Origin of the sequence: Flavobacterium ustbae, assembly GCF_003946915.1 — a bacterium.
GTDB lineage: Bacteria > Bacteroidota > Bacteroidia > Flavobacteriales > Flavobacteriaceae > Flavobacterium > Flavobacterium ustbae.
The window spans coordinates 163,639-182,990 of record NZ_RPOC01000001.1 but is presented as its reverse complement, the minus strand read 5'-3'; the positions used below and the strand labels follow the sequence as shown (position 1 = coordinate 182,990).

Genomic DNA, 19,352 nt, shown 5'->3' with positions numbered 1-19,352 from the left:
TTGAGCAGCTAAAGGTAAAACTATGTTGTGGAATGACAATTTTTTACTTAGACAAAATTTCTGCCAAAGAGCACTTTTGAAGAAAACAAATCAAAACTTTGAATAAAATAACAATATCATAAATTTTTGATAATAACATAGACTCAAATTCTTGCTCAAAAGAATATAAGATAGTCTGTTGCGGATTTTTTATAGTGAATTATTCAACATGAAAAAATATTTTATACGTAAAAATACGTACACGTATGCTATTTTAAAATCATTATAAATAACAGCGAAATGGTTGTAGTTCTTTTGTAATTGAGTTATTTTTGTCTAATTTTTTAAAACAAACTACTTAACACTTATGGCACAATCTGCACAGTTGAATGCTTCCATCTTAAAGAAAGTGGCAATGGCGCTTTCGGGAATATTCTTAATCACGTTTTTAACGCTGCATGTTACCTTAAATTTTATTTCTATTTTGAGCGAAGGCGTTTTTAACGAAGTCTCTCATTTTATGGGTTACAATCCGTTAATACAATATGTAATGCAGCCAGTTTTGGCATTCGGAGTAATTTTGCACTTCGTAATGGGATTTGTTCTTACTGCTCAAAACAGCGCAGCAAGACCAATTTCGTACGCAAAATACAACGGAGCTGCAAACGCTTCTTGGAGTTCTAGAAATATGATTATTTCTGGATTGGTTATTTTGGCATTCTTAGTATTGCATTTTTATGATTTCTGGTTTCCTGAATTAAGCTATAAATATGTAGCAGGAACAGCTCCAGATGCTACAAGATATTATGGTGAGTTAGTTCACAAGTTTCATAGCCCAGTTCGTACAGGATTATACTGTATCTCTTTTATCCTTTTAGGATTTCACTTATGGCACGGGTTTGCATCTTCTCTTCAATCAATGGGGATGCACAATAAATATTCAAGATTTTTAGCAAAAGTAGGTTACTGGTTTGCAGTTGTAGTACCAGCAGCTTTTGTGATTATCGCATTATTTCATCATTTCAACCAATAATTAATATCAATTATAATGGCATTAGATTCAAAAATTCCAAATGGTCCTATAGCGGACAAATGGACAAATTATAAAGATCATATTAATTTAGTAAACCCAGCTAACAAACGTAATCTTGATATTATCGTAGTTGGTACAGGTTTGGCTGGAGGTTCGGCTGCGGCTACTCTAGCAGAGTTAGGATATAACGTAAAAGCATTTTGCTTCCAAGATTCTCCACGTCGTGCGCACTCTATTGCTGCACAAGGAGGTATTAACGCGGCAAAAAACTATAAAGGAGACGGTGACTCGGTTTACAGATTGTTCTACGATACTGTAAAAGGAGGTGACTACCGTGCTCGTGAGGCAAACGTTCACCGTTTGGCTGAGGTTTCTGCAAACATCATCGACCAATGTGTGGCTCAAGGGGTGCCATTGGCTCGTGAATATGGTGGACTTCTGGACAACCGTTCTTTTGGAGGAACTTTGGTTTCTCGTACATTCTACGCACAAGGACAAACTGGACAGCAATTATTGTTAGGAGCTTATTCTGCAATGAACCGTCAGATTGGTCGTGGAAAAATTAAAATGTACAATCGTCACGAAATGCTTGACATTGTAATCGTGAACGGAAAAGCGAGAGGTATTATCGCTCGTAACTTAATCACTGGAGAAATAGAAAGACATTCTGCTCACGCGGTAGTGATTGGTTCTGGAGGATACGGAAACGTATTTTTCCTTTCAACAAATGCTATGGGATCAAACGCAACAGCAGCTTGGAAAATTCATAAAAAAGGAGCTTTCTTCGCAAATCCTTGCTACACACAAATTCACCCAACTTGTATTCCAGTTTCTGGAGATCACCAGTCTAAATTGACTTTGATGTCTGAATCTTTACGTAATGACGGTCGTATTTGGGTTCCTGCAAAATTAGAAGATGCTCAGGCAATTCGTGAAGGAAGAAAAAAAGCAACTGATTTATCTGAAGAAGAAAGAGATTATTTCTTAGAAAGAAGATATCCTGCTTTTGGTAACCTTGTACCTCGTGACGTTGCTTCTCGTGCAGCCAAAGAAAGATGTGATGCTGGTTTTGGAGTTAACAAAACTGGTGAAGCAGTTTACTTAGATTTCGCAGCAGCAATCAAACGTTACGGAACGGAAGATGCTTACGTAAAAGGTCTAGATGATAAAGATGTTGCTTTGGTAACTAAGTTAGGAGCTGCAATCGTGAAAAGTAAATATGGAAACTTATTCCAGATGTATTACAAAATCGTCGATGAAGATCCTTATACAACACCGATGATGATTTACCCAGCGGTTCACTACACAATGGGTGGAACTTGGGTTGATTATAACTTAATGACTACAATTCCTGGATGTTTCTCAATTGGAGAATCTAACTTCTCTGACCACGGAGCAAACAGACTTGGAGCTTCTGCTTTGATGCAAGGTTTAGCTGATGGATATTTTGTATTACCATACACTATCGGAGATTATTTAGCTCCAGATATTAAAATGGGACCAATTTCTACAGATTTACCAGAATTTGTTGAAGCTGAAAAAGCAGTTATTGATCAAATTAACAAATTCATCAATAACAACGGTAAACATTCAGTTGATTATTTCCACAAAAAATTAGGAAAAATTATGTGGAATAAAGTAGGTATGGCTCGTAATGCTAAAGGTTTAACTGAAGCTATCGAAGAAATTGCTGCTTTACGTGAAGAGTTTTATAGAGATGTAAAAGTGCCAGGAAGCGCTAACGAATTTAATCAGGAATTAGAAAAAGCAACTCGTGTTGCCGATTTCTTAGAATTAGGAGAATTGTTCGCGAAAGATGCTTTACACCGTAACGAATCTTGTGGAGGTCACTTCCGTGAGGAATACCAGACAGAAGAAGGAGAAGCACTTCGTGATGACGACAACTTTGCATACGTTGCAGCTTGGGAATACAAAGGAAAACCAAGTGATGCAGTGTTGCACAAAGAACCTCTGAATTACGAAAACATTAAATTAGTTCAAAGAAGTTATAAATAAAATAGTTAAGAGTTAAGGGTTATGAGTTTAAAGTCATTCGAAGATTTAGAATGCTGGAAAGCAGCACGAGAATTAAGAATCTTTGTTTCTCAAAATATTCTTCCGAAATTTCAAATAGACGAAAAATATGCCTTGACAAGTCAGCTTAAACGATCTTCTAGATCTGTTAGTGATAATATTGCCGAAGGGTTTGGCAGATATCATTATCAAGAAAATATTCAATTCTGCAGAATTGCAAGGGGTTCTCTAACAGAAGCCTTAAATCAAGTAATAACTGCTTTAGATGAGAATTATATTGAAGAAGATTTGCTTCAGAAATTTAGAGAAAGGTTTGAAAGAACCAAAGCAATATTAAATGGATATATAAATTATTTAGCTAAGACTAAAATGCAATAGTAGCCCTATTACTTTTAACTCTTAACTTATAACCCATAACAAAATTATGAAACTTACATTAAAAATATGGCGTCAGAAAAACGCCCAAGATAAAGGAGGGATTGTAGAATATCCTATCGATGGAATCGAACCAGATATGTCTTTCCTTGAAATGCTTGATGTTCTTAACGAAGAACTAATCAACAAAGGAGAAGAGCCTGTAGCATTTGACCACGATTGTCGTGAGGGAATCTGCGGAATGTGTTCTTTATTCATCAACGGTGAGGCACACGGACCAGATAGAGGAGTAACGACTTGTCAGTTACACATGCGTATGTTTAAAGATGGTGATACAATTTTTATCGAGCCATTTAGAGCAAAAGCTTTCCCTGTAATTAAAGATTTAGTGGTTGACAGAAGTTCTTTTGATAGAATTCAACACGCAGGTGGATTTATCTCTGTAAACACTTCAGGAAATACAATCGATGCGAATACTATTCCAATTCCAAAAGACGACGCAGATAAATCATTTGATGCTGCTGCTTGTATTGGTTGTGGAGCTTGTGTTGCAACTTGTAAAAACTCTTCAGCAATGTTATTCGTTTCTGCAAAAGTTTCTCAATATGCATTATTGCCACAAGGTAAAGTTGAAGCAACTGACCGTGTATTAAATATGGTTCACCAAATGGATTTAGAAGGTTTCGGAAACTGTACCAATACAGGAGCTTGTGAAATCGAATGTCCAAAAGGAATTTCGCTTGAAAATATTGCACGTATGAACCGTGAGTATTTAGCAGCAAGCTTAAAAGGATAAGAATACAATTTAGTATATTTGAAAAACGCTTCCGTTACGACGGAAGCGTTTTTTGTTTCTATTCATAATACAATTGCGAAGCACTTATTTCTACTTTTTCTTTTCCTTCTAATTGTATAAAAGCGTTCAAAATAGTTCCGCCAGTTAAATCAAAATAACTGAGATTGATTTTATGAAAACCCTTTTCCAGTTTAACTGCACCATAAGCTTCGTTTGCCCAATGAATTTTGTCGTTGTCTACAATTAATTCGTCATCAATAAAAAGCTTCGATCCGTCATCTGAAAAGGTAGAGAAAGTATAATTTCCAGTTTCTGGTATAAAGATGTATCCGCTGAATTTTAAACCGATATAACGCTCTAATTTCGTTTTCCATTTTTCAGCAGTAATTTTGCCTTCTAAAATTCCAGAGTTTGTTGGTTTTACCAATTCTAAATCTTGTGTTTGCTGAAATAATTTTCCTCTGAAATATTCATATTGCAAACCGTTTTTCTTCGGCTGAATAGCCAAAGCTGGTTTTAAATCAGGATTTCGAATAATAATTTTATTGATCGAACTTCGTTTACCGCTTTCGCTGATTTGAATAATTTTGATGATTCTGAATTCGCCTTTTGGAATATTGATCGTTACAGGTTTTAGATACAAATTTGCTGTTTCATCAGGATTATATCCGTCAATCGTGTAGAATATTTTTCCGTTTTTGATGGTTGGTTTTAAATCTAAAATATATGTTGAAGCAATTAAAGCCGTTTCATCAGCACCAAAAGGCGTTGGAACTTTATACAATCTTTTTTGCTGTTCTAATTTTTCTAAATGATATAGTAATTGATTTTGAGTAAAATAATCGTAATCCTTGTTTTGAGGTTCTGTCCAAGCAATTTCTGCCAAAGCAAAAACTCTTGGATATAACATATAATTCAGTTTTGCTGGATTTGTCAAATATTCCGACCAAAGATTGGCCTGAACGCCGATAATATATTTTTGTTCTTCAACCGTTAAACTGTCAACCGGCGTTGGATTATAATTATAGACTTTTTCTAAAGTGCTCAATCGTCCAACTGTTAAAGGTTCGTTTGGCGAATAACCCTGATTGTAATCAAAATAAACCGTTCCTTCTGGTGTCATGACAACGGGGTGTTTCAATTTTGCAGCATGAATTCCGCCCGATTCGCCACGCCACGACATAACTGCTGCATTTGGAGCCAATCCGCCTTCAAGGATTTCGTCCCAGCCGTAGATTTGTCTTCCGTTTGCATTTAGGAATTTTTCTATTCTTTTAATGAAATAACTTTGCAGTTCATGTTCATCTTTCAGACCTAAATCCTTGATTCTTTTTTGGCAGTTCGGGCAGACTTTCCATCTTGTTTTTGGACATTCGTCTCCACCGACGTGAATATAATTACTCGAAAACAAAGTCATCACCTCTTTTAAAACATCTTCCAAAAAAGCAAAAGTCTCGTCTTTTCCAGCGCAAAAAACGTCTTCAAAAACACCCCAAGATTCTACGACTTTATAATTTCGATCTGGAAAACAAGCCAAATTTGGATAAGCCGTAACCGCCGCCGAAGCATGTCCTGGCATTTCGATTTCTGGAATAATATTCACATAATGTGCTGAAGCAAATTTGACAACATCCTTAATTTCTTCTTGTGTATAATATCCTCCGTATGGATTTCCGTCGAAAAAAAATGGTGATCTTTCAAATTTATTCCCCACTAAAGTCTGCGCTCTTTTTGAACCAATTTCGGTGAGTCTTGGATATTTTTTAATCTCAATTCGCCAGCCTTGATCGTCGGTCAAATGCCAATGAAAAGTATTTAATTTATAACTAGACATTTGTGCGATAAAATCTTTTATAACATCAACGCCAAAAAAATGACGACAAACATCAAGGTGCAAACCGCGGTAGCCGTATCGTGGTTGGTCTCGAACGATTACACATGGAAATTTTAGCTCTTTTTTGGAAGGATCATTTGGCAAAAACTGCAATAATGTCTGAACAGCGTAAAATAATCCTTCTTCTTGACCGCTTACTAAAATTTTATTCGATGAAATTTTGATTTTATAGGCTTCTTTTGAGGGGAATTTTTCGCTTGTGTCGAACTCAATTTTTAGGTTTGATTTTTTAGAATCTGAAAATGAATTGACAGCCGACTCAAAAATTTTAGCAGATTTTAATTCTTTCGAACTAAATTTATTATTCTTAAAAACAACCTGAATTTTTCCGTTTATGCGAATACTGTCTCCTGTCAATTGATAAAAATTGGGTGCAGGAATAATTGATTTATTTTGTGAATTTCCAATGGAATGAATCAGAAGCAAAAACAGTAAAACGAATTTTTTCATAAGTGAAAAATTTTAAAAAATTATTTAATAACTCCGTTGGGCGTAATTCAAAATGTTTTTTTGAACACATAGAAACATAGATTTTTCTTTTATAAAAAGATGATTGAAAGAAACTAGTTTCTCACACATAGTTCTATGTGCTAAAATATAGCCACAGATTAAAAGGATTAAAAAGATTATCTGTATGATCTTCTAGATCTGCAAGAGGAAAAAATCCTTTCGAATGATTTTATCCCGATAGCTATCGGGAGTGGCAAAAAAATAAAGCTACTCTAACTAGCTATCTCGAATGTCTTAAATAATTGTAGACAATCTATTTAGTAAAGAAACTTAAAGATAGTTAAACAACTTTAAAACAGGATTACAAACCTTTTTTATTGAGAGAAACTGTCTTTGGTTACGATGAAAATTATAATGAAATGTTTATTTTTGTAAATAGAAAAAATCAATCGGCATGAGCACTGAGAATGAAGTTTTAAATTACAGTAAAGAAGAACGTAAAAATCATATTCTAAAAGAGATTAACTTGCACACACGTGTAAGTTTTGAAACGCTGTCGGCTAAGCTTGGCGTTTCAGAAGATACTGTACGCCGTGATATCAACGAATTGGATGCTGATGCGCTTTTAATAAAAGTAAAAGGCGGTGCCATGACCAAAGGATATCACTATTCTTCATCCAATCAGACTTATGCTGTTGAGGCCAAACAGGTTATTGCTCAAAAAGCAGTTAGTCTTCTTCATGACGGAATGGTTTTGGTTGTTGACGGAGGAACCACTATTCGTGAATTCATCCGTTTAATTCCAAATGATCTTAATCTGACTGTTTTTACTATTACTGCTTTAACAGCCGTTCAACTTTTAGATAAACCGAATATCAAAACCATTATGATTGGCGGCAGCATTTCTTCGTACAGTCAGATGTGTGTGAGTGGCGAAGTTTTTCAGCAATTGGCCAACATAAAAGCCGATCTTCTGGTTTTAGGAACAAACGCCTTAGACGTTGTCGGTGGTTATTCTGATTCTGATTGGGAAACCGTTCAGGTTAAAAAAGCAATGATTCAAGCTTCTAGAAAAACAGCGGTTTTAACAATTACAGAAAAATTGAATACTGTTCTTAAAATGAAAATTGCCAATTTAGCCGATATTCATTACGTTATTACCGAAGTGGAACCAAATGACGAGAAACTAAAACCGTACAAAAAAGACGTTCCGAATTTGGTTGTCATTTAATCCCAGTTTTTCACTAAAAAGTCAATCCAATTTTGATGAAAGATTCCTTTTAAATCTTCGTCAGAATAACCATGATTTTTAAAGATCAGAACCAATTTCTGCAAATCTGCAATCGTATCTAAATCGTACGGACATTGTTCAGTTCCAAAAGCGCCGTCCAAATCAGAACCGATTCCGATATGTTTGGCGTTTCCGGCAATCTGACAGATATGATCCATGTGCTGAAAAGCCGTTTCCAGACTGCAATTCATTTTTTTAGGATCAGAAACTCCTCTTTCCCAATTCGGAACCATCATCCAAGCATCCAAAGCGCCACCGATAACAGCGCCTCTTTCGATTAAAGCTTTAATCATTTCGTCGCTGTATTGACGATTATGGTTTACTAAAGCTCTGCAATTGTTGTGGCTTGCCCAAACAGCACCGTTAAAATTATCCAAAGCCTGCCAAAAAGCATCGTCGCATAAATGTGTGGCGTCTAAAATTACATTAAGACGTTCCATCTCTTTTAATAATTCGATGCCGTTTGCATTCATTTTTCCTGTTGCATCGGTTCCATTGGCGTATCTTCCCGGACCGTAATGTGCAGGTCCAACGGCTCTTAATCCGTAATTATAAGCTCTTTCTAAATACGAAATATCTACAAACGAATCAGCGCCTTCTAAACTCAAAATATAGCCAATTGGTTTTTTATCGTTTTGAGTTCCATCATTCCATAAATCGAAATGCTTTAGTAACGAATTTTTATCTGTAAGCTGCGTCATTTCGCCAGCTTCTTCCATGCTTTTGTACCATGCCAATTGTCCTTGCGTCTGCGCCCAAGCTTGTTCTGGAGAATTCCATCCTGGAATAATGCTATCTGGTTTTACAAAACGAGCGATTTGAGTGGCGACCACAATTCCGATATTGCCACGGCGAAGATCAGGAAAAGAAACCGTTGCACGTTCGCGATCCGGTTTATCGGTCATTCCTTTTTCTAAATGACGAAGCGTAGGAACATCATTTCTTAAATCCCGGTTCCATTCCATCGCATTCATGCTGAGGTCTAAATGAGCATCTAGTATAAACATATTTTGGTTTTAAAAATTGATTTTACGCGCTCTTGCCCCAACAGGCCAGGTCGCATAAATTTGATGTTTTTTGTTTACGGCCTCCACATTATCATAAAGCGCAACGGTCGGGCATACGTGATAAGGTTCGGCATAAATAATATCTCCAATTTGATAGTCATTTTCACCTTTATTTTCGACAACCAAATGTTCTTCAGAATGTGAAATCGGAATCAGATTTTCATCATTTAAAATCACTAATCGTTTATCAATCGGATTTTCGGATGAAACAGCTTTATAGCCAATATCAATACAGAAAGTACTTTTTGTTGGTTTAGAAATAATAGTTCCTACTATAACCAAAGCAGGGTTGAAATCTTGTTCGGGCAGATTGATTTGATAATTCGAATCCCAAAAAACAAAAGTTCCCGGACTGCATTCTACATTTTTTTGTTCGGCGTAAAAAGGGAAAGTATTCGAACCGCCGACGACAATTTTTTCATTTTCATTTATTTTCGATTGAATCGAATCAAAAGCTTTTGAAGCTTCTTGTTTTCTTTCTTCAACAGTTCCTTTTATATGTCCGTCGTAAATGTGAATTCCTTCAAATTTGATGTTTTCTAATTTCTGAATTTTGTCAATTAAATCCATCCAATTTTCTGAAAGCGGAAAACCTGTTCGATTCATTCCTGTATTTAAATCTAAGTAAAGACTTAAAGTCAGCTGATTCTCTTTCGCGAAAGCGTTTAAATTTTGAGCGGTTTTTAAATTATCTACAATCGAAGAAAAATGCAGATCTGGATATTTTTTCACTAATGAAATATACCTTTCTGCTTTTAATCCGACTGGCTGATAGGAAAGCAGAATATCCGAAATTTGATGTGTTGCGGCCAATTCTGCCTCTGCAATTGTGGCACATTTTACTTTTTTAATATTGTAAATTTTGAACAATTCCAGAATCTCACCGTTTTTATGTGTTTTAATATGCGGACGAAGTTTTTGCGTATCGCCTTTTACATACGAAATCAGTTTTTCGATATTCTGCCGCACGCGATCTTCATACACCGCCAGAAAAGGCGTGTCTATCAAAGTTTCTGAATCTATTTTCCACCAGTTTTTTTGCATAATGCTTAATTTTTTTGCCACTCCCGATAGCTATCGGGATAAAATGATTCGAAAGGATTTTTTTCTCTCGCAGATTTAGCAGATAATCTTTTTAATCCTTTTAATCCTTTTAATTTGTGGCTATATTTTTTTAACACATAGAATCATAGCTTTTCTTTGTGTTGAAGGCGTTCCACTTGTTTAAATGCACATAGTAACTATGTTTTTTTTAACCACAAATTGCACAAATTTTCGCAAATTGAATTTGTGTAATTCGTGGCTACACTCAGCTATGCGTTAGAAACGAGATTCTTTTATTTTTTTCCTTTTTATAAGTCTAAAAAATCTATGTTTCTATGTGTTTAATTTTTTGCCACAAATTGCACAAATTCCACGAATTCAATTTGCGAAAATTTGTGTAATTTGTGGTTGTAATTTTTTTTCAAACACATAGAATCATAGCTTTTCTGTGTGTTGAAAAGGCGCTTCACTAATTTAAATTCATCCCGAAGCCTCGGGACTAATGTGTGAGAAACGAGTTTCTCTTTAATCTCCTTTTTATAAATCTAAAAAAACCTATGTCTCTATGTGTTAAAAAAACGTTTAGTACAATTCAAAAAGCGCTTCAACTTCGACCGGAATATTATCTGGAAGAGATCCAAAACCTACGGCACTTCTCACGCCAATTCCGTTTTCTTGTCCCCAAACTTCTGCAAATAATTCGCTGCAGCCGTTAATTACATACGGATGTCTCAGGAAATCTGATGTACAGTTTACCATTCCGAGAACTTTTATTACTCTTTTTACTTTGCTCAAACTTCCGAAATTGGTAACGATTGTTGAAAGCATTGTTAAGCCGACTTGTCTTGCTGCTAATTTTCCGGCTTCGATATCCATATCTTCTCCGATTCTGCCGATAATTAATGATTTATCATCCTGAACTGGTCCGTGTCCAGATAAATACAAATATTTTCCGTCTACCAAATACGGTTTGTATATTCCTAAAGGTTGCGGCGCTGGCGGAAGCGACAAACCTAAAATTTCGAATTTTTCTTGCGGATTTAAACTCATGATTTTAATGTATTAAAGCGTTTAAAATAAATATAAATACAATTCCTAAAACCGAAACTAGAGATTCCATTACGGTCCAGGATTTAAAAGTGTCTTTGAGACTAATGTTGAAATATTCTTTGAACATCCAGAAACTCGGGTCGTTTACGTGTGAGCACATTAGACTTCCAGCTCCAACAGATAGCACAAAAAGATTGGGATCGAGATTGTTAACTTGTAGTAAAGGTACTAAAACACTGGCAGTCATTAATCCTGCTGCCGTTGCAGAACCGACGCAAACACGAATAATGGCCGCCATCATCCAAGCCAATAAATACGGATGAATATTTACCTGGTTTAAGGTCGAAACAATGGTTTCGTTTACACCGCTTACAATCATAACTTCTTTTAAACAGCCAGCACCACCAACAATCAAAACAATTAAAGCAACATCTTTGATGGCTTGCGTGTAATCATCCATTACAGAAGACATTGTTCTGTTCATTTTAATTCCTAACGTATAGGTGCAGAGCAAAAGCGATAAAAGCATAATCATACTTGGATCGCCGATAATTTTGCAGATCGCAATCAATTTTTCATTATCTGAAATTAAGGGAAGGAGAGAAGTAATCGTTAATCCGAAAACGGGAAATAAAGCAGAAAATAAACTTAAGCCAAAACTGGGTAATTTGCCTTCGTTTTTAATTTCTTCAACGTTCAGGATTTCATGATCCGATTCTGTTTGAATGTTTTTAAATCGGGTTGAAAACCATAAGCCAGCGATTAGAATAGTCGGAATAGCGATTATGATTCCGTAAATCAAAACCAATCCTATATCTGCTTTAACAATACTGCTTAATGCCATTGGCGAAGGATGCGGCGGTAAAAAACCATGCGCTACAGAAAGTGAAGCCAGCATAGGAATTCCTAAATATACTTTTGATAATTTGAATTGATGCGCTACAGAGAATATCAGCGGAACTAAAAGCACAAAACCAACACTGTAAAAAAGCGGAATTCCAATTATGAATCCCGTAATCATTAAACCCAAGCGAACATATTTTTTACCCGTCCAATTCATAACGGTTTTAGCAATGACATTTGCGGCTCCAGATGATACGGCAAGCTTTCCGATACAGGTTCCGAAAACAATTATCAATGTGATGGAACCTAACATTTCTCCTAAACCTTTTTGCAAAACTGGCGAAATGGTATCAATTGGCAATCCAAGGAAAAGTGCTGCCAAAAGCGAAGTAATAATAAAGGCTATAAACGGATTAATTTTAAACCAAGCAATCTGTAAAATCAAGAAAATAATGCAAGCTGTGAGTATAAGAATGCTCATGGTTTGTGGTTGGTTTTTAGTTAGTTGTAATTGTGGTTGGAATTTCAAATATATAAAATAATTTCACACATCGCATTTTTTTTGCAAAAACTGCGTTTTTTTTGCAATCACAATGTTAAAATTGTTGTTGAATAATTAAAGTTTCTGTCGATGTTTTCTACCTTTATATAAAAATTATAATATGAATATTGCTTTAATCCAAACCGATCTTTTTTGGCAAGATGCCGATAAAAACCGAGAGAATTTTGATTCGAAAATCGATGAAATCGGATCAGAAGTAAATCTAATTGTGCTTCCAGAAATGTTTTCGACGGGATTTACAATGAATGTTTCTGAAGTTGCAGAAACCATGCAAGGAGAAACGATTGCTTGGATGAAATTAAAAGCAAAACAAAAAAATGCTGCCGTGACAGGAAGCGTTGTCATTACAGAAAACGGAAAATATTACAATCGAATGCTTTTTGTTTTTCCGTCTGGTGAAATTCAATATTACGATAAACGGCATTCGTTTTCTCTCGCTGGAGAAGACAAAGTTTATACACGCGGAAACCAAAAAGTTATTGTTGATTATCTAGATTGGAAAATTTGTCTTCAGATTTGTTACGATTTGAGATTTCCGGTTTTTGCACGAAATGTAGAAAACTATGATCTAATTCTCTATGTAGCCAATTGGCCAAAAGTACGCACCAATGCTTGGGATGCTTTGCTAAAAGCCCGCGCCATAGAAAATCTTTCGTATGTAGTGGGAGTAAACAGAATTGGGAACGATGCTCATGATTATGAGCATATAGGTCATTCGCAGGCAATAGATTTTTTAGGGAATTATATTTTAGAACCACAAGAAAAAAATGGTGTCTTTGCCGTAGAATTGGACAAAAACACCATGTATGAAACGCGTAAAAAATTGGATTTTTTAAGCGATAAAGATCAGTTTGAAATTAATTTTTAAAAATTATTTATAATCTAAATAGCGCTCAAGATTAAAATTTCTTCATTTGGATTTTTGGTCCGAATGGAAATCTTTTTATATTCCCATTTATTTCCGCTTTTAGTGGCATAAATATCAAGTTTGCCTTTTTTATTTGTTCCTGTTATCCTAACAGACGAATTAATAGAATTTTTATTATTTGAATAAGTGACATTTCCTTCTAGGATAGCTAGCTTATCTATTGGAGCAATTACACCAATTGTATTTAGTACTTTTGTATTTGTGTTTGCTTTTTTAATTGCATTTTGATACAGCGATTGATCTTCATATGCAAAAGCAGTATCAACTATGCCCTCTGCTGAATTATAAACAAATACTGCTCCGAAAAAAAATAATAGCACAGGAATAGTCCATATCCAGTTTTTCTTCAGCCAATTTTTATTTTCAACTAATTCATTTTCCATTGAGATCCTTTTTGCTGTTTGAACTTAAAACGCCTTCCGTTTCTTTTCTGCTTCTTTTTTCTTTTTATCGTCTTGTTTTTTCTCGACTTCTGGGTTAAACGGAATGCTCAAGTCAATTGTTTCGTTCCGATCCCAATTGGCGCGCACATCAAACTCCTGCTGATTGTAAAATACTTCTTCGGCATATTTCTTTTCTAAGAAACTACCGGTGTCATATTGTTTGTTTTTGTTGTCATCGTAAATAACACGCACAGTAAAAAGGTCAGGTTGAAGTAAATTGAATTCCAATGTCGTTGCGCCTTCAGAATAGCCTTCGGCCAAGACAACATCTCCTTTTTTATTGGTCAATTCAACAATAATAGGAAAACGTTTTACATTTTTCAGATTCAAGATAATATTCCCATAATCGGCATATTCTTTTGTACTGAGTTTATAAGACAAAGTATCATTTGTCTTTTCGTAAAAATCAGTCAAAGCGCCAGGTAAGAAAGTGAAATTGTATTTTTCTAAAGGTTCTTTTTTGAAATCAATATATAATTTCTGGTCAAATTCATCATATTCTGTAGTGTAAGGAACAGCAACAGAATCTTTATTCACCAAATTGATTTTAGATTTATCAAATTTAACTAATGGAGTTTCCGTTTCTAGCGTAAAACGTTCTCTAAAATTGATTTGACCATTTTGTACCGCTTTAATATTTAAAGTGTCTTTTTTCAAAGCTTTAATTTTGAAAGAGAACTTCTTGTTGTAGCTTCCTTTTTCAACTTCCATTGTTAAGGAATCGGCTTTAATTGGTTTGTGCCAAACTTGAAGCGAATCTTTTTTAGGGAATTGCGTTATAATAGTTTCGAGAACTTCATCACCATTTTTAAGAACTATTTTTGGTTTTGAATTTTTGAAATTCTGTTTTCCATCATACGGAAGATACAAACGGTTTCCAGAAGCCTGAATTGGTTTAAAAGCTTTTAGAGGCAATGTTTCTTTAAACAATTCTAATTCGTAAACCGTATCTGTCGGAATAGTGATATAGTTTTTTAAAAAACCGATTTTGTCATCTTTCGGGTTAAATTTATTGTTTGATCCTTTGTCTTTTAATGCCACCAAAAGATATTTTCCTTCTTTTAAATTTTCGAATTGAAAAGTTCGCATACTGTCCAAAGTGTTGGTAATGTAGCGTGGAAATTCTTTGTAAATCGTAGAATCTTTGTATTTGTCGTTTATTTCATACAGCATTACAGAAACGAAGTTGTCAACATATTTTCCGTAAGAGTCTTTAACTCTCCCGTTCAATTTAAGCGAGTCAATGTGCGATCCTGTAGAGAAAATATATTTAAACTGGTTTAAAGCATTTCCTTCATTATTATCGGTAATCGCCTGTCCAAAATTAAAACTATACGTCGTGTTTGGCTGTAAAGTATCGCGAATTTCGATCTTTATAAACTTACTTACAGTTGAAGGTGTAATTAACGGCTCGTTTTTTAAAGGAGGCGAAATAATTAGCTGTTTATTAGTGTTCTTAAGCTTGATATATTCGTCAAAATTTAAATTGATTGTATTTCCTTTAAAATTTGTAGAATAATTTTCAGGAAAGCTAGATACCAAAACAGGAGCTAATGTATCTTTTAAACCGCCGGTAATACTGCCTCGTTTAGCGCAGCTTATCATTGATATTAAAATTATAAAGGCAATATATTTTAAAGTGTTTTTCAACATAACGGTTTTTCAATTTGATTGCACAAAATAACAATTATATTTGCTTTAATTGAAATTTTTTGGGCAATTATTAGGATTTACAACTTTTGAAATTCTTCTAAAATTTTAGGGTTTCGAGTATTTTAAAACGGCATAATTTCTTACTTTTGAAGTAAAATGTAATTTTCCTAAGTTTTGTTCAAGCGATTTTTTCCAGTTTTGTTTCTCTTTTTATTGCTATCGTGCACTAAAAACGAAAAACCTGTAATCTCCTTTTATTACTGGAAAACGATGTTTAAATTCTCAAAAACAGAAAAAGAAGTTTTGAATGAAAATAACGTTCAGAAGCTTTATGTGAGATATTTTGATATCGGACTTCATCCAGAATCAAATTTTCCAATTCCGATTAGTCCTGTTCGGTTTTTAGAAAGTCCAAAAGAATATACTATTGTTCCGGTTGTATTTATCCAGAACAAAGTGATGTTGCAGCCTCATCTTGATGTGAATGATCTGGCTCAAAAAACTTTTGATTTTATAGAGCAAATTAATTCCAAAAATCAAATTCCTTGTCAAGAAATTCAAATTGATTGCGATTGGACATTAAAAAGTAAAGAGAATTATCTGAAATTTATAGAGGTTTTTAAAAACCTTTCGAAAAAGAAACTTTCCGCAACCATTCGATTGCATCAGGTGAAATATTTCAAAAAAACAAAAATCCCAAATGTCGATTCTGGAGTTTTGATGTATTATAATATGGGATCGATAGCGCCGGATTCGCTAAATTCTATTTATGATAAAAAAGTAGCAGAACGATATCTTAAAAGTTTAAAGCGATATCCGCTGCATCTTGATTTTGCGTTTCCGATTTATTCGTGGGGAGTTCATATTAGAAACAATAAAGTGATCGGACTCCGTTCTAAAATGAACAGTGCGGCGCTAGAAAAAGATGCTAATTTTGAAAAAACAAGTCCGATTTTTTTCAGAGTTAAAAAAGCCAATTATAAAAATGGTGTTTTTTATGAAGAAAATGATCTCTTGAAAATAGAAGAAATTAAAACAGAAGATTTAAAAGAAATGGCAGAAGATTTGCAAGATAATCTTGTCGAAAAGCCAAACGAAATTATATTTTACGATTTAGACGAATTCAATTTAAATAATTATGAAAAGAATATTTTTGAGCAAGTTATTTCTTGTTTCTAGTGCCGTTTTGCTTTCCGCAATCGGAATATACGCCTGTGCAGATGGAGATTGGGACTATTTAGGATCATATAATTCCAATTTTACGCCAGAAACTTTTGCCGATAAATCGTATTCGCCATTGTTTTTGTCTGGCGGAATTTTCTACGGAATTGGTTTTGATACTCAGCATAATTCTCGTTTCAATAAAAACATAAAATCCGATTGGGCAGATTACTTAAAAGGAAAAGCCGATACGACAACAGTCAATTATTTTTTGATTGGTGACGAAAAGCCTAGATATTATTCTGATGAAAAAAATGCAATCAAAAACAAAGAAGAAATAACTGATTTGCATGTTTTTTATAAAACAAAAAAGGAAAACAAAAGCTCTCAAAAATGGGGCAAAAAGCTTGATTTGAAAGATGAAAAGGTTAAAAACTTTGTCGAATTTTTGTATTTGGCGCAGAAAATAGAAACCGTTTCTATTGGAGAAGATTATTGGAGTTATGATCCTGTTGTGGCCAAAACGTTCAATGATGCCAAAATGATTCAGTCAATAGAAAATGTGTACAACACTTTGTCAGATCCGTTTTTGAAAAATAGATATTGGTTCCTGACTATGAAAGCGCGTTTTTATAGTAATGACAAGCAAAAGGCTATTGATTTTTTTAATAAAACAGAAAGTTCTGTTGCAAAAAATACGTTGTATTATCGTGCTTTGGCTTATGTAGCAGGAATCAATTTCAAGCAGAAAAAATATGCAACTTCCAACTATTTATATGCGCAGGTTTTTGATAAATGTCCAGAATTAAGAGTGGTAACGGCTTATAGTTTCCGTCCAAAAAATGAATCGGATTGGACGAAAGCTTTGGCAATGGCAAAAAATAATAAAGAAAAAGCAGCGCTTTGGGCAATTCACGGCTATTATAAAGATGAAAAGCAAGCCATTGAAAAAATCTACGAATTGGATCCAAAAAGCGAACATTTAAATTATCTCGGAACAAGATTGGTTAATTCGCTGGAGCAAAAAATCAACAATTCTTTTCAGCAGAACAGGCAAGGAGAAAATCCGCCTAAACCGCAAACCGTTGCAGAAAACAAAACCGAAAACAAAGCAAAAGTCGACAATAGCGCAGTTGATTTAATCGCGAAAATCTCTGTGGCAGGAAATACAGACAAGCCTTATTTATGGGATATTGCGCTTGGATATCTTCAAACGCTAAAAGGCGATTATGCCAACGCAGATAAGAATTATAGCAAAGCAGAAAAAACATTGCCAAAAACAGAATTGGCTGGAATGCAGCTTCGTTTATTGCGTTTTGTAAATAATTTAAGCAAAATTGATAAGCTGACAGATAAAAATGAAAAAACAATTCTAGCCGATTTGAATTGGCTGTATACAGAGCTTCCTAAAAATTATAAAGGGCAGGAATTTCGTTATCAGAATGCTTCTTCATGGAGCAGAAATTATCTGTCAAATCTCTATAAAGAAAAAGGAAATTTGGTTTTGGCCGAGATTTTTGGAGAATCACGTTACGGTTATTGGAATGATGGGAATGCTTTTTATGATAATGAAAAGAATTTACTGGGAATAAAAAGCTTTTTAGAGAAATCTGACAAATCGGAAATTGAGAAAATTGGAGCAGGAATTTATAGTTTGAAACTGAAGGATATTAATAATTTTCAGGCAATTCAGGCAACTTTCAAAAACAAAATTCCAGAAGCAATTGCCTTTATGCAACAAACAGATTCTGTTCAGCATGTTAAATTTTTAGGAAATCCGTTTAACGGAAATATAAAAGATTGCCACGATTGTGAGCATGCGGCGTATCAGAAAAGAAAATATACTTATATGGACTTTTTGACGACGATAAAATCGATGCAGGAAAAATTGGCTCAAAAAGAAGACGTTTATACCAACAGTCTTTTGTTAGGAAATGCATTTTACAATATTTCTCATTTCGGAAACGGAAGAACTTTTTACGAAATGAGTATTGTAGGTTATGGTTCAAGTCCGTATTCGTTTAGAGATTCAATGAAAGAAATGATTACGAATAATTCGGTTTCTAAAATGTATTATCAGAAAGCTTTTGAAGCAGCTTCAAACAAAGAACAAAAAGCAAAATGTTTGTACCTGATTTCAAAATGTGAGCGAAATGATTATTACAATAAAAAATACAGTGCAATAAACAGCTATTGGGAAATTAGAGACGATAAAGTTAATTTTATTGCGTGGAACTCATTCAAGGCTTTAAGAAAAGATTATTCGGATACGAAATATTATCAGGATGTAATTGCCGAATGCGGTTATTTTAATACCTATATAAATCAATAATTTAGTAAAATGGTAAACAAAATAGAACATATCGGGATTGCAGTAAAAAATATGGACGATGCCAATATTTTGTTCGAAAAAATGCTTGGTGTTCCGTCTTATAAAATGGAAGCTGTAGAAAGTGAAGGAGTATTAACGTCTTTCTTTCAAACTGGAAATAATAAAATCGAGCTTTTGGTGGCAACGAATCCCGAAAGTCCAATTGCTAAATTTTTAGAGAAAAAAGGAGAAGGAATTCATCACATCGCTTTCGACGTTGATGATATCGAAGCAGAAATTACTCGTTTAAAAAATGAAGGTTTTGTCTTGATTAACGAAGTTCCGAAGAAAGGCGCCGACAATAAATTGGTTGTTTTTCTGCATCCAAAGAACACAAATGGCGTTTTGGTGGAGCTTTGCCAAGAAATTAAATAAAAA

At 34.4% G+C, this 19,352-nt stretch carries 16 protein-coding genes; 9 read left to right on the top strand and 7 right to left on the bottom strand.

Annotated features, from left to right (window positions below; all coding sequences use genetic code 11):
* Nucleotides 1-346: 346 nt before the first annotated feature.
* Genes EG814_RS00845 through EG814_RS00830 form a run of 4 tightly spaced genes read left to right on the top strand, consistent with a single transcriptional unit; the run spans nucleotide 347 to nucleotide 4,217 of the window.
* Nucleotides 347-1,012 (top strand): succinate dehydrogenase cytochrome b subunit, encoded by a 666-nt coding sequence (locus EG814_RS00845; protein ID WP_125717953.1) that lies wholly within the window; start codon nucleotides 347-349, stop codon nucleotides 1,010-1,012.
* 15 nt (nucleotides 1,013-1,027) lie between these two features.
* Nucleotides 1,028-3,028, top strand: a complete 2,001-nt coding sequence (locus EG814_RS00840) for a fumarate reductase/succinate dehydrogenase flavoprotein subunit (protein ID WP_125717952.1) — start codon at nucleotides 1,028-1,030, stop codon at nucleotides 3,026-3,028.
* A 21-nt stretch (nucleotides 3,029-3,049) separates the two neighbouring features.
* Entirely contained in the window at nucleotides 3,050-3,424 is a 375-nt protein-coding gene (locus EG814_RS00835) for a four helix bundle protein (RefSeq protein ID WP_125717950.1), read from the top strand.
* 46 nt (nucleotides 3,425-3,470) lie between these two features.
* The gene (locus EG814_RS00830) at nucleotides 3,471-4,217 is read left to right on the top strand and encodes a succinate dehydrogenase/fumarate reductase iron-sulfur subunit (RefSeq protein ID WP_125717947.1); all 747 of its coding nucleotides are present in this window, start codon (nucleotides 3,471-3,473) and stop codon (nucleotides 4,215-4,217) included.
* A gap of 58 nt (nucleotides 4,218-4,275) precedes the next feature.
* On the opposite strand, the gene EG814_RS00825 is transcribed toward EG814_RS00830, so the two are convergent.
* Nucleotides 4,276-6,561 (bottom strand): family 20 glycosylhydrolase, encoded by a 2,286-nt coding sequence (locus EG814_RS00825; RefSeq protein WP_125717945.1) that lies wholly within the window; start codon nucleotides 6,559-6,561, stop codon nucleotides 4,276-4,278.
* Between the two features lie 454 nt (nucleotides 6,562-7,015).
* Between EG814_RS00825 and EG814_RS00820 the strand changes: the two genes are divergently transcribed.
* Complete coding sequence (locus EG814_RS00820; RefSeq protein ID WP_125717943.1) at nucleotides 7,016-7,792, top strand: DeoR/GlpR family DNA-binding transcription regulator; 777 nt, start codon at nucleotides 7,016-7,018, stop codon at nucleotides 7,790-7,792.
* On the opposite strand, the gene EG814_RS00815 is transcribed toward EG814_RS00820, so the two are convergent.
* From EG814_RS00815 to EG814_RS00800, 4 genes are all read right to left on the bottom strand, one after another.
* Nucleotides 7,789-8,859, bottom strand: coding sequence for a dipeptidase (locus EG814_RS00815; RefSeq protein WP_125717941.1), 1,071 nt, complete (start codon nucleotides 8,857-8,859; stop codon nucleotides 7,789-7,791). The two genes, EG814_RS00820 and EG814_RS00815, sit on opposite strands and share 4 nt — an antisense overlap.
* Before the next feature lie 9 nt (nucleotides 8,860-8,868).
* Nucleotides 8,869-9,963: a D-TA family PLP-dependent enzyme gene (locus tag EG814_RS00810; RefSeq protein ID WP_125717939.1), complete on the bottom strand. Its 1,095-nt coding sequence runs from the start codon at nucleotides 9,961-9,963 to the stop codon at nucleotides 8,869-8,871.
* 582 nt (nucleotides 9,964-10,545) lie between these two features.
* Entirely contained in the window at nucleotides 10,546-11,013 is a 468-nt protein-coding gene (locus tag EG814_RS00805; RefSeq protein WP_125717938.1) for a RidA family protein, read from the bottom strand.
* A 4-nt stretch (nucleotides 11,014-11,017) separates the two neighbouring features.
* Complete coding sequence (locus EG814_RS00800; RefSeq protein ID WP_125717937.1) at nucleotides 11,018-12,337, bottom strand: GntP family permease; 1,320 nt, start codon at nucleotides 12,335-12,337, stop codon at nucleotides 11,018-11,020.
* 181 nt (nucleotides 12,338-12,518) lie between these two features.
* On the opposite strand from EG814_RS00800, the gene EG814_RS00795 reads away from it, so the two are divergent.
* Nucleotides 12,519-13,286 (top strand): nitrilase family protein, encoded by a 768-nt coding sequence (locus tag EG814_RS00795; protein WP_125717936.1) that lies wholly within the window; start codon nucleotides 12,519-12,521, stop codon nucleotides 13,284-13,286.
* A gap of 14 nt (nucleotides 13,287-13,300) precedes the next feature.
* On the opposite strand, the gene EG814_RS00790 is transcribed toward EG814_RS00795, so the two are convergent.
* Both EG814_RS00790 and EG814_RS00785 read right to left on the bottom strand, forming a co-directional pair.
* Nucleotides 13,301-13,729 carry a cytochrome c oxidase assembly factor Coa1 family protein gene (locus EG814_RS00790; protein WP_125717935.1) on the bottom strand — a complete coding sequence of 143 codons (429 nt, stop codon included), beginning with the start codon at nucleotides 13,727-13,729 and terminating at the stop codon, nucleotides 13,301-13,303.
* A gap of 24 nt (nucleotides 13,730-13,753) precedes the next feature.
* Nucleotides 13,754-15,442 (bottom strand): Ig-like domain-containing protein, encoded by a 1,689-nt coding sequence (locus EG814_RS00785; protein WP_125717934.1) that lies wholly within the window; start codon nucleotides 15,440-15,442, stop codon nucleotides 13,754-13,756.
* A 270-nt stretch (nucleotides 15,443-15,712) separates the two neighbouring features.
* Here EG814_RS00785 and EG814_RS00780 point away from each other — a divergent pair, with 270 nt between their 5' ends.
* From EG814_RS00780 to mce, 3 genes are read left to right on the top strand one after another with little or no spacing between them, the layout of a single operon-like run.
* Nucleotides 15,713-16,621, top strand: coding sequence for a hypothetical protein (locus tag EG814_RS00780; protein ID WP_125717933.1), 909 nt, complete (start codon nucleotides 15,713-15,715; stop codon nucleotides 16,619-16,621).
* On the top strand, nucleotides 16,581-18,935 hold the full coding sequence (locus tag EG814_RS00775; protein ID WP_125717932.1) for a hypothetical protein: 2,355 nt from the start codon (nucleotides 16,581-16,583) through the stop codon (nucleotides 18,933-18,935). Before EG814_RS00780 ends, EG814_RS00775 begins: the two co-directional genes overlap by 41 nt.
* Nucleotides 18,936-18,944: 9 nt before the next feature.
* A complete protein-coding gene (mce, locus tag EG814_RS00770; RefSeq protein ID WP_008465250.1) occupies nucleotides 18,945-19,349 on the top strand; it encodes a methylmalonyl-CoA epimerase in 405 nt (134 codons plus the stop codon).
* Nucleotides 19,350-19,352: the final 3 nt, after the last annotated feature.

What these genes read in the sequence shown, in the direction of transcription:
- EG814_RS00845 (WP_125717953.1), top strand. Translation starts at nt 347, where the DNA reads ATGGCACAATCTGCACAGTTGAATGCTTCCATCTTAAAGAAAGTGGCA.
- EG814_RS00840 (WP_125717952.1), top strand. Translation starts at nt 1,028, where the DNA reads ATGGCATTAGATTCAAAAATTCCAAATGGTCCTATAGCGGACAAATGG.
- EG814_RS00835 (WP_125717950.1), top strand. Translation starts at nt 3,050, where the DNA reads ATGAGTTTAAAGTCATTCGAAGATTTAGAATGCTGGAAAGCAGCACGA.
- EG814_RS00830 (WP_125717947.1), top strand. Translation starts at nt 3,471, where the DNA reads ATGAAACTTACATTAAAAATATGGCGTCAGAAAAACGCCCAAGATAAA.
- EG814_RS00825 (WP_125717945.1), bottom strand. Translation starts at nt 6,561, where the DNA reads ATGAAAAAATTCGTTTTACTGTTTTTGCTTCTGATTCATTCCATTGGA.
- EG814_RS00820 (WP_125717943.1), top strand. Translation starts at nt 7,016, where the DNA reads ATGAGCACTGAGAATGAAGTTTTAAATTACAGTAAAGAAGAACGTAAA.
- EG814_RS00815 (WP_125717941.1), bottom strand. Translation starts at nt 8,859, where the DNA reads ATGTTTATACTAGATGCTCATTTAGACCTCAGCATGAATGCGATGGAA.
- EG814_RS00810 (WP_125717939.1), bottom strand. Translation starts at nt 9,963, where the DNA reads ATGCAAAAAAACTGGTGGAAAATAGATTCAGAAACTTTGATAGACACG.
- EG814_RS00805 (WP_125717938.1), bottom strand. Translation starts at nt 11,013, where the DNA reads ATGAGTTTAAATCCGCAAGAAAAATTCGAAATTTTAGGTTTGTCGCTT.
- EG814_RS00800 (WP_125717937.1), bottom strand. Translation starts at nt 12,337, where the DNA reads ATGAGCATTCTTATACTCACAGCTTGCATTATTTTCTTGATTTTACAG.
- EG814_RS00795 (WP_125717936.1), top strand. Translation starts at nt 12,519, where the DNA reads ATGAATATTGCTTTAATCCAAACCGATCTTTTTTGGCAAGATGCCGAT.
- EG814_RS00790 (WP_125717935.1), bottom strand. Translation starts at nt 13,729, where the DNA reads ATGGAAAATGAATTAGTTGAAAATAAAAATTGGCTGAAGAAAAACTGG.
- EG814_RS00785 (WP_125717934.1), bottom strand. Translation starts at nt 15,442, where the DNA reads ATGTTGAAAAACACTTTAAAATATATTGCCTTTATAATTTTAATATCA.
- EG814_RS00780 (WP_125717933.1), top strand. Translation starts at nt 15,713, where the DNA reads ATGTTTAAATTCTCAAAAACAGAAAAAGAAGTTTTGAATGAAAATAAC.
- EG814_RS00775 (WP_125717932.1), top strand. Translation starts at nt 16,581, where the DNA reads ATGAAAAGAATATTTTTGAGCAAGTTATTTCTTGTTTCTAGTGCCGTT.
- mce (WP_008465250.1), top strand. Translation starts at nt 18,945, where the DNA reads ATGGTAAACAAAATAGAACATATCGGGATTGCAGTAAAAAATATGGAC.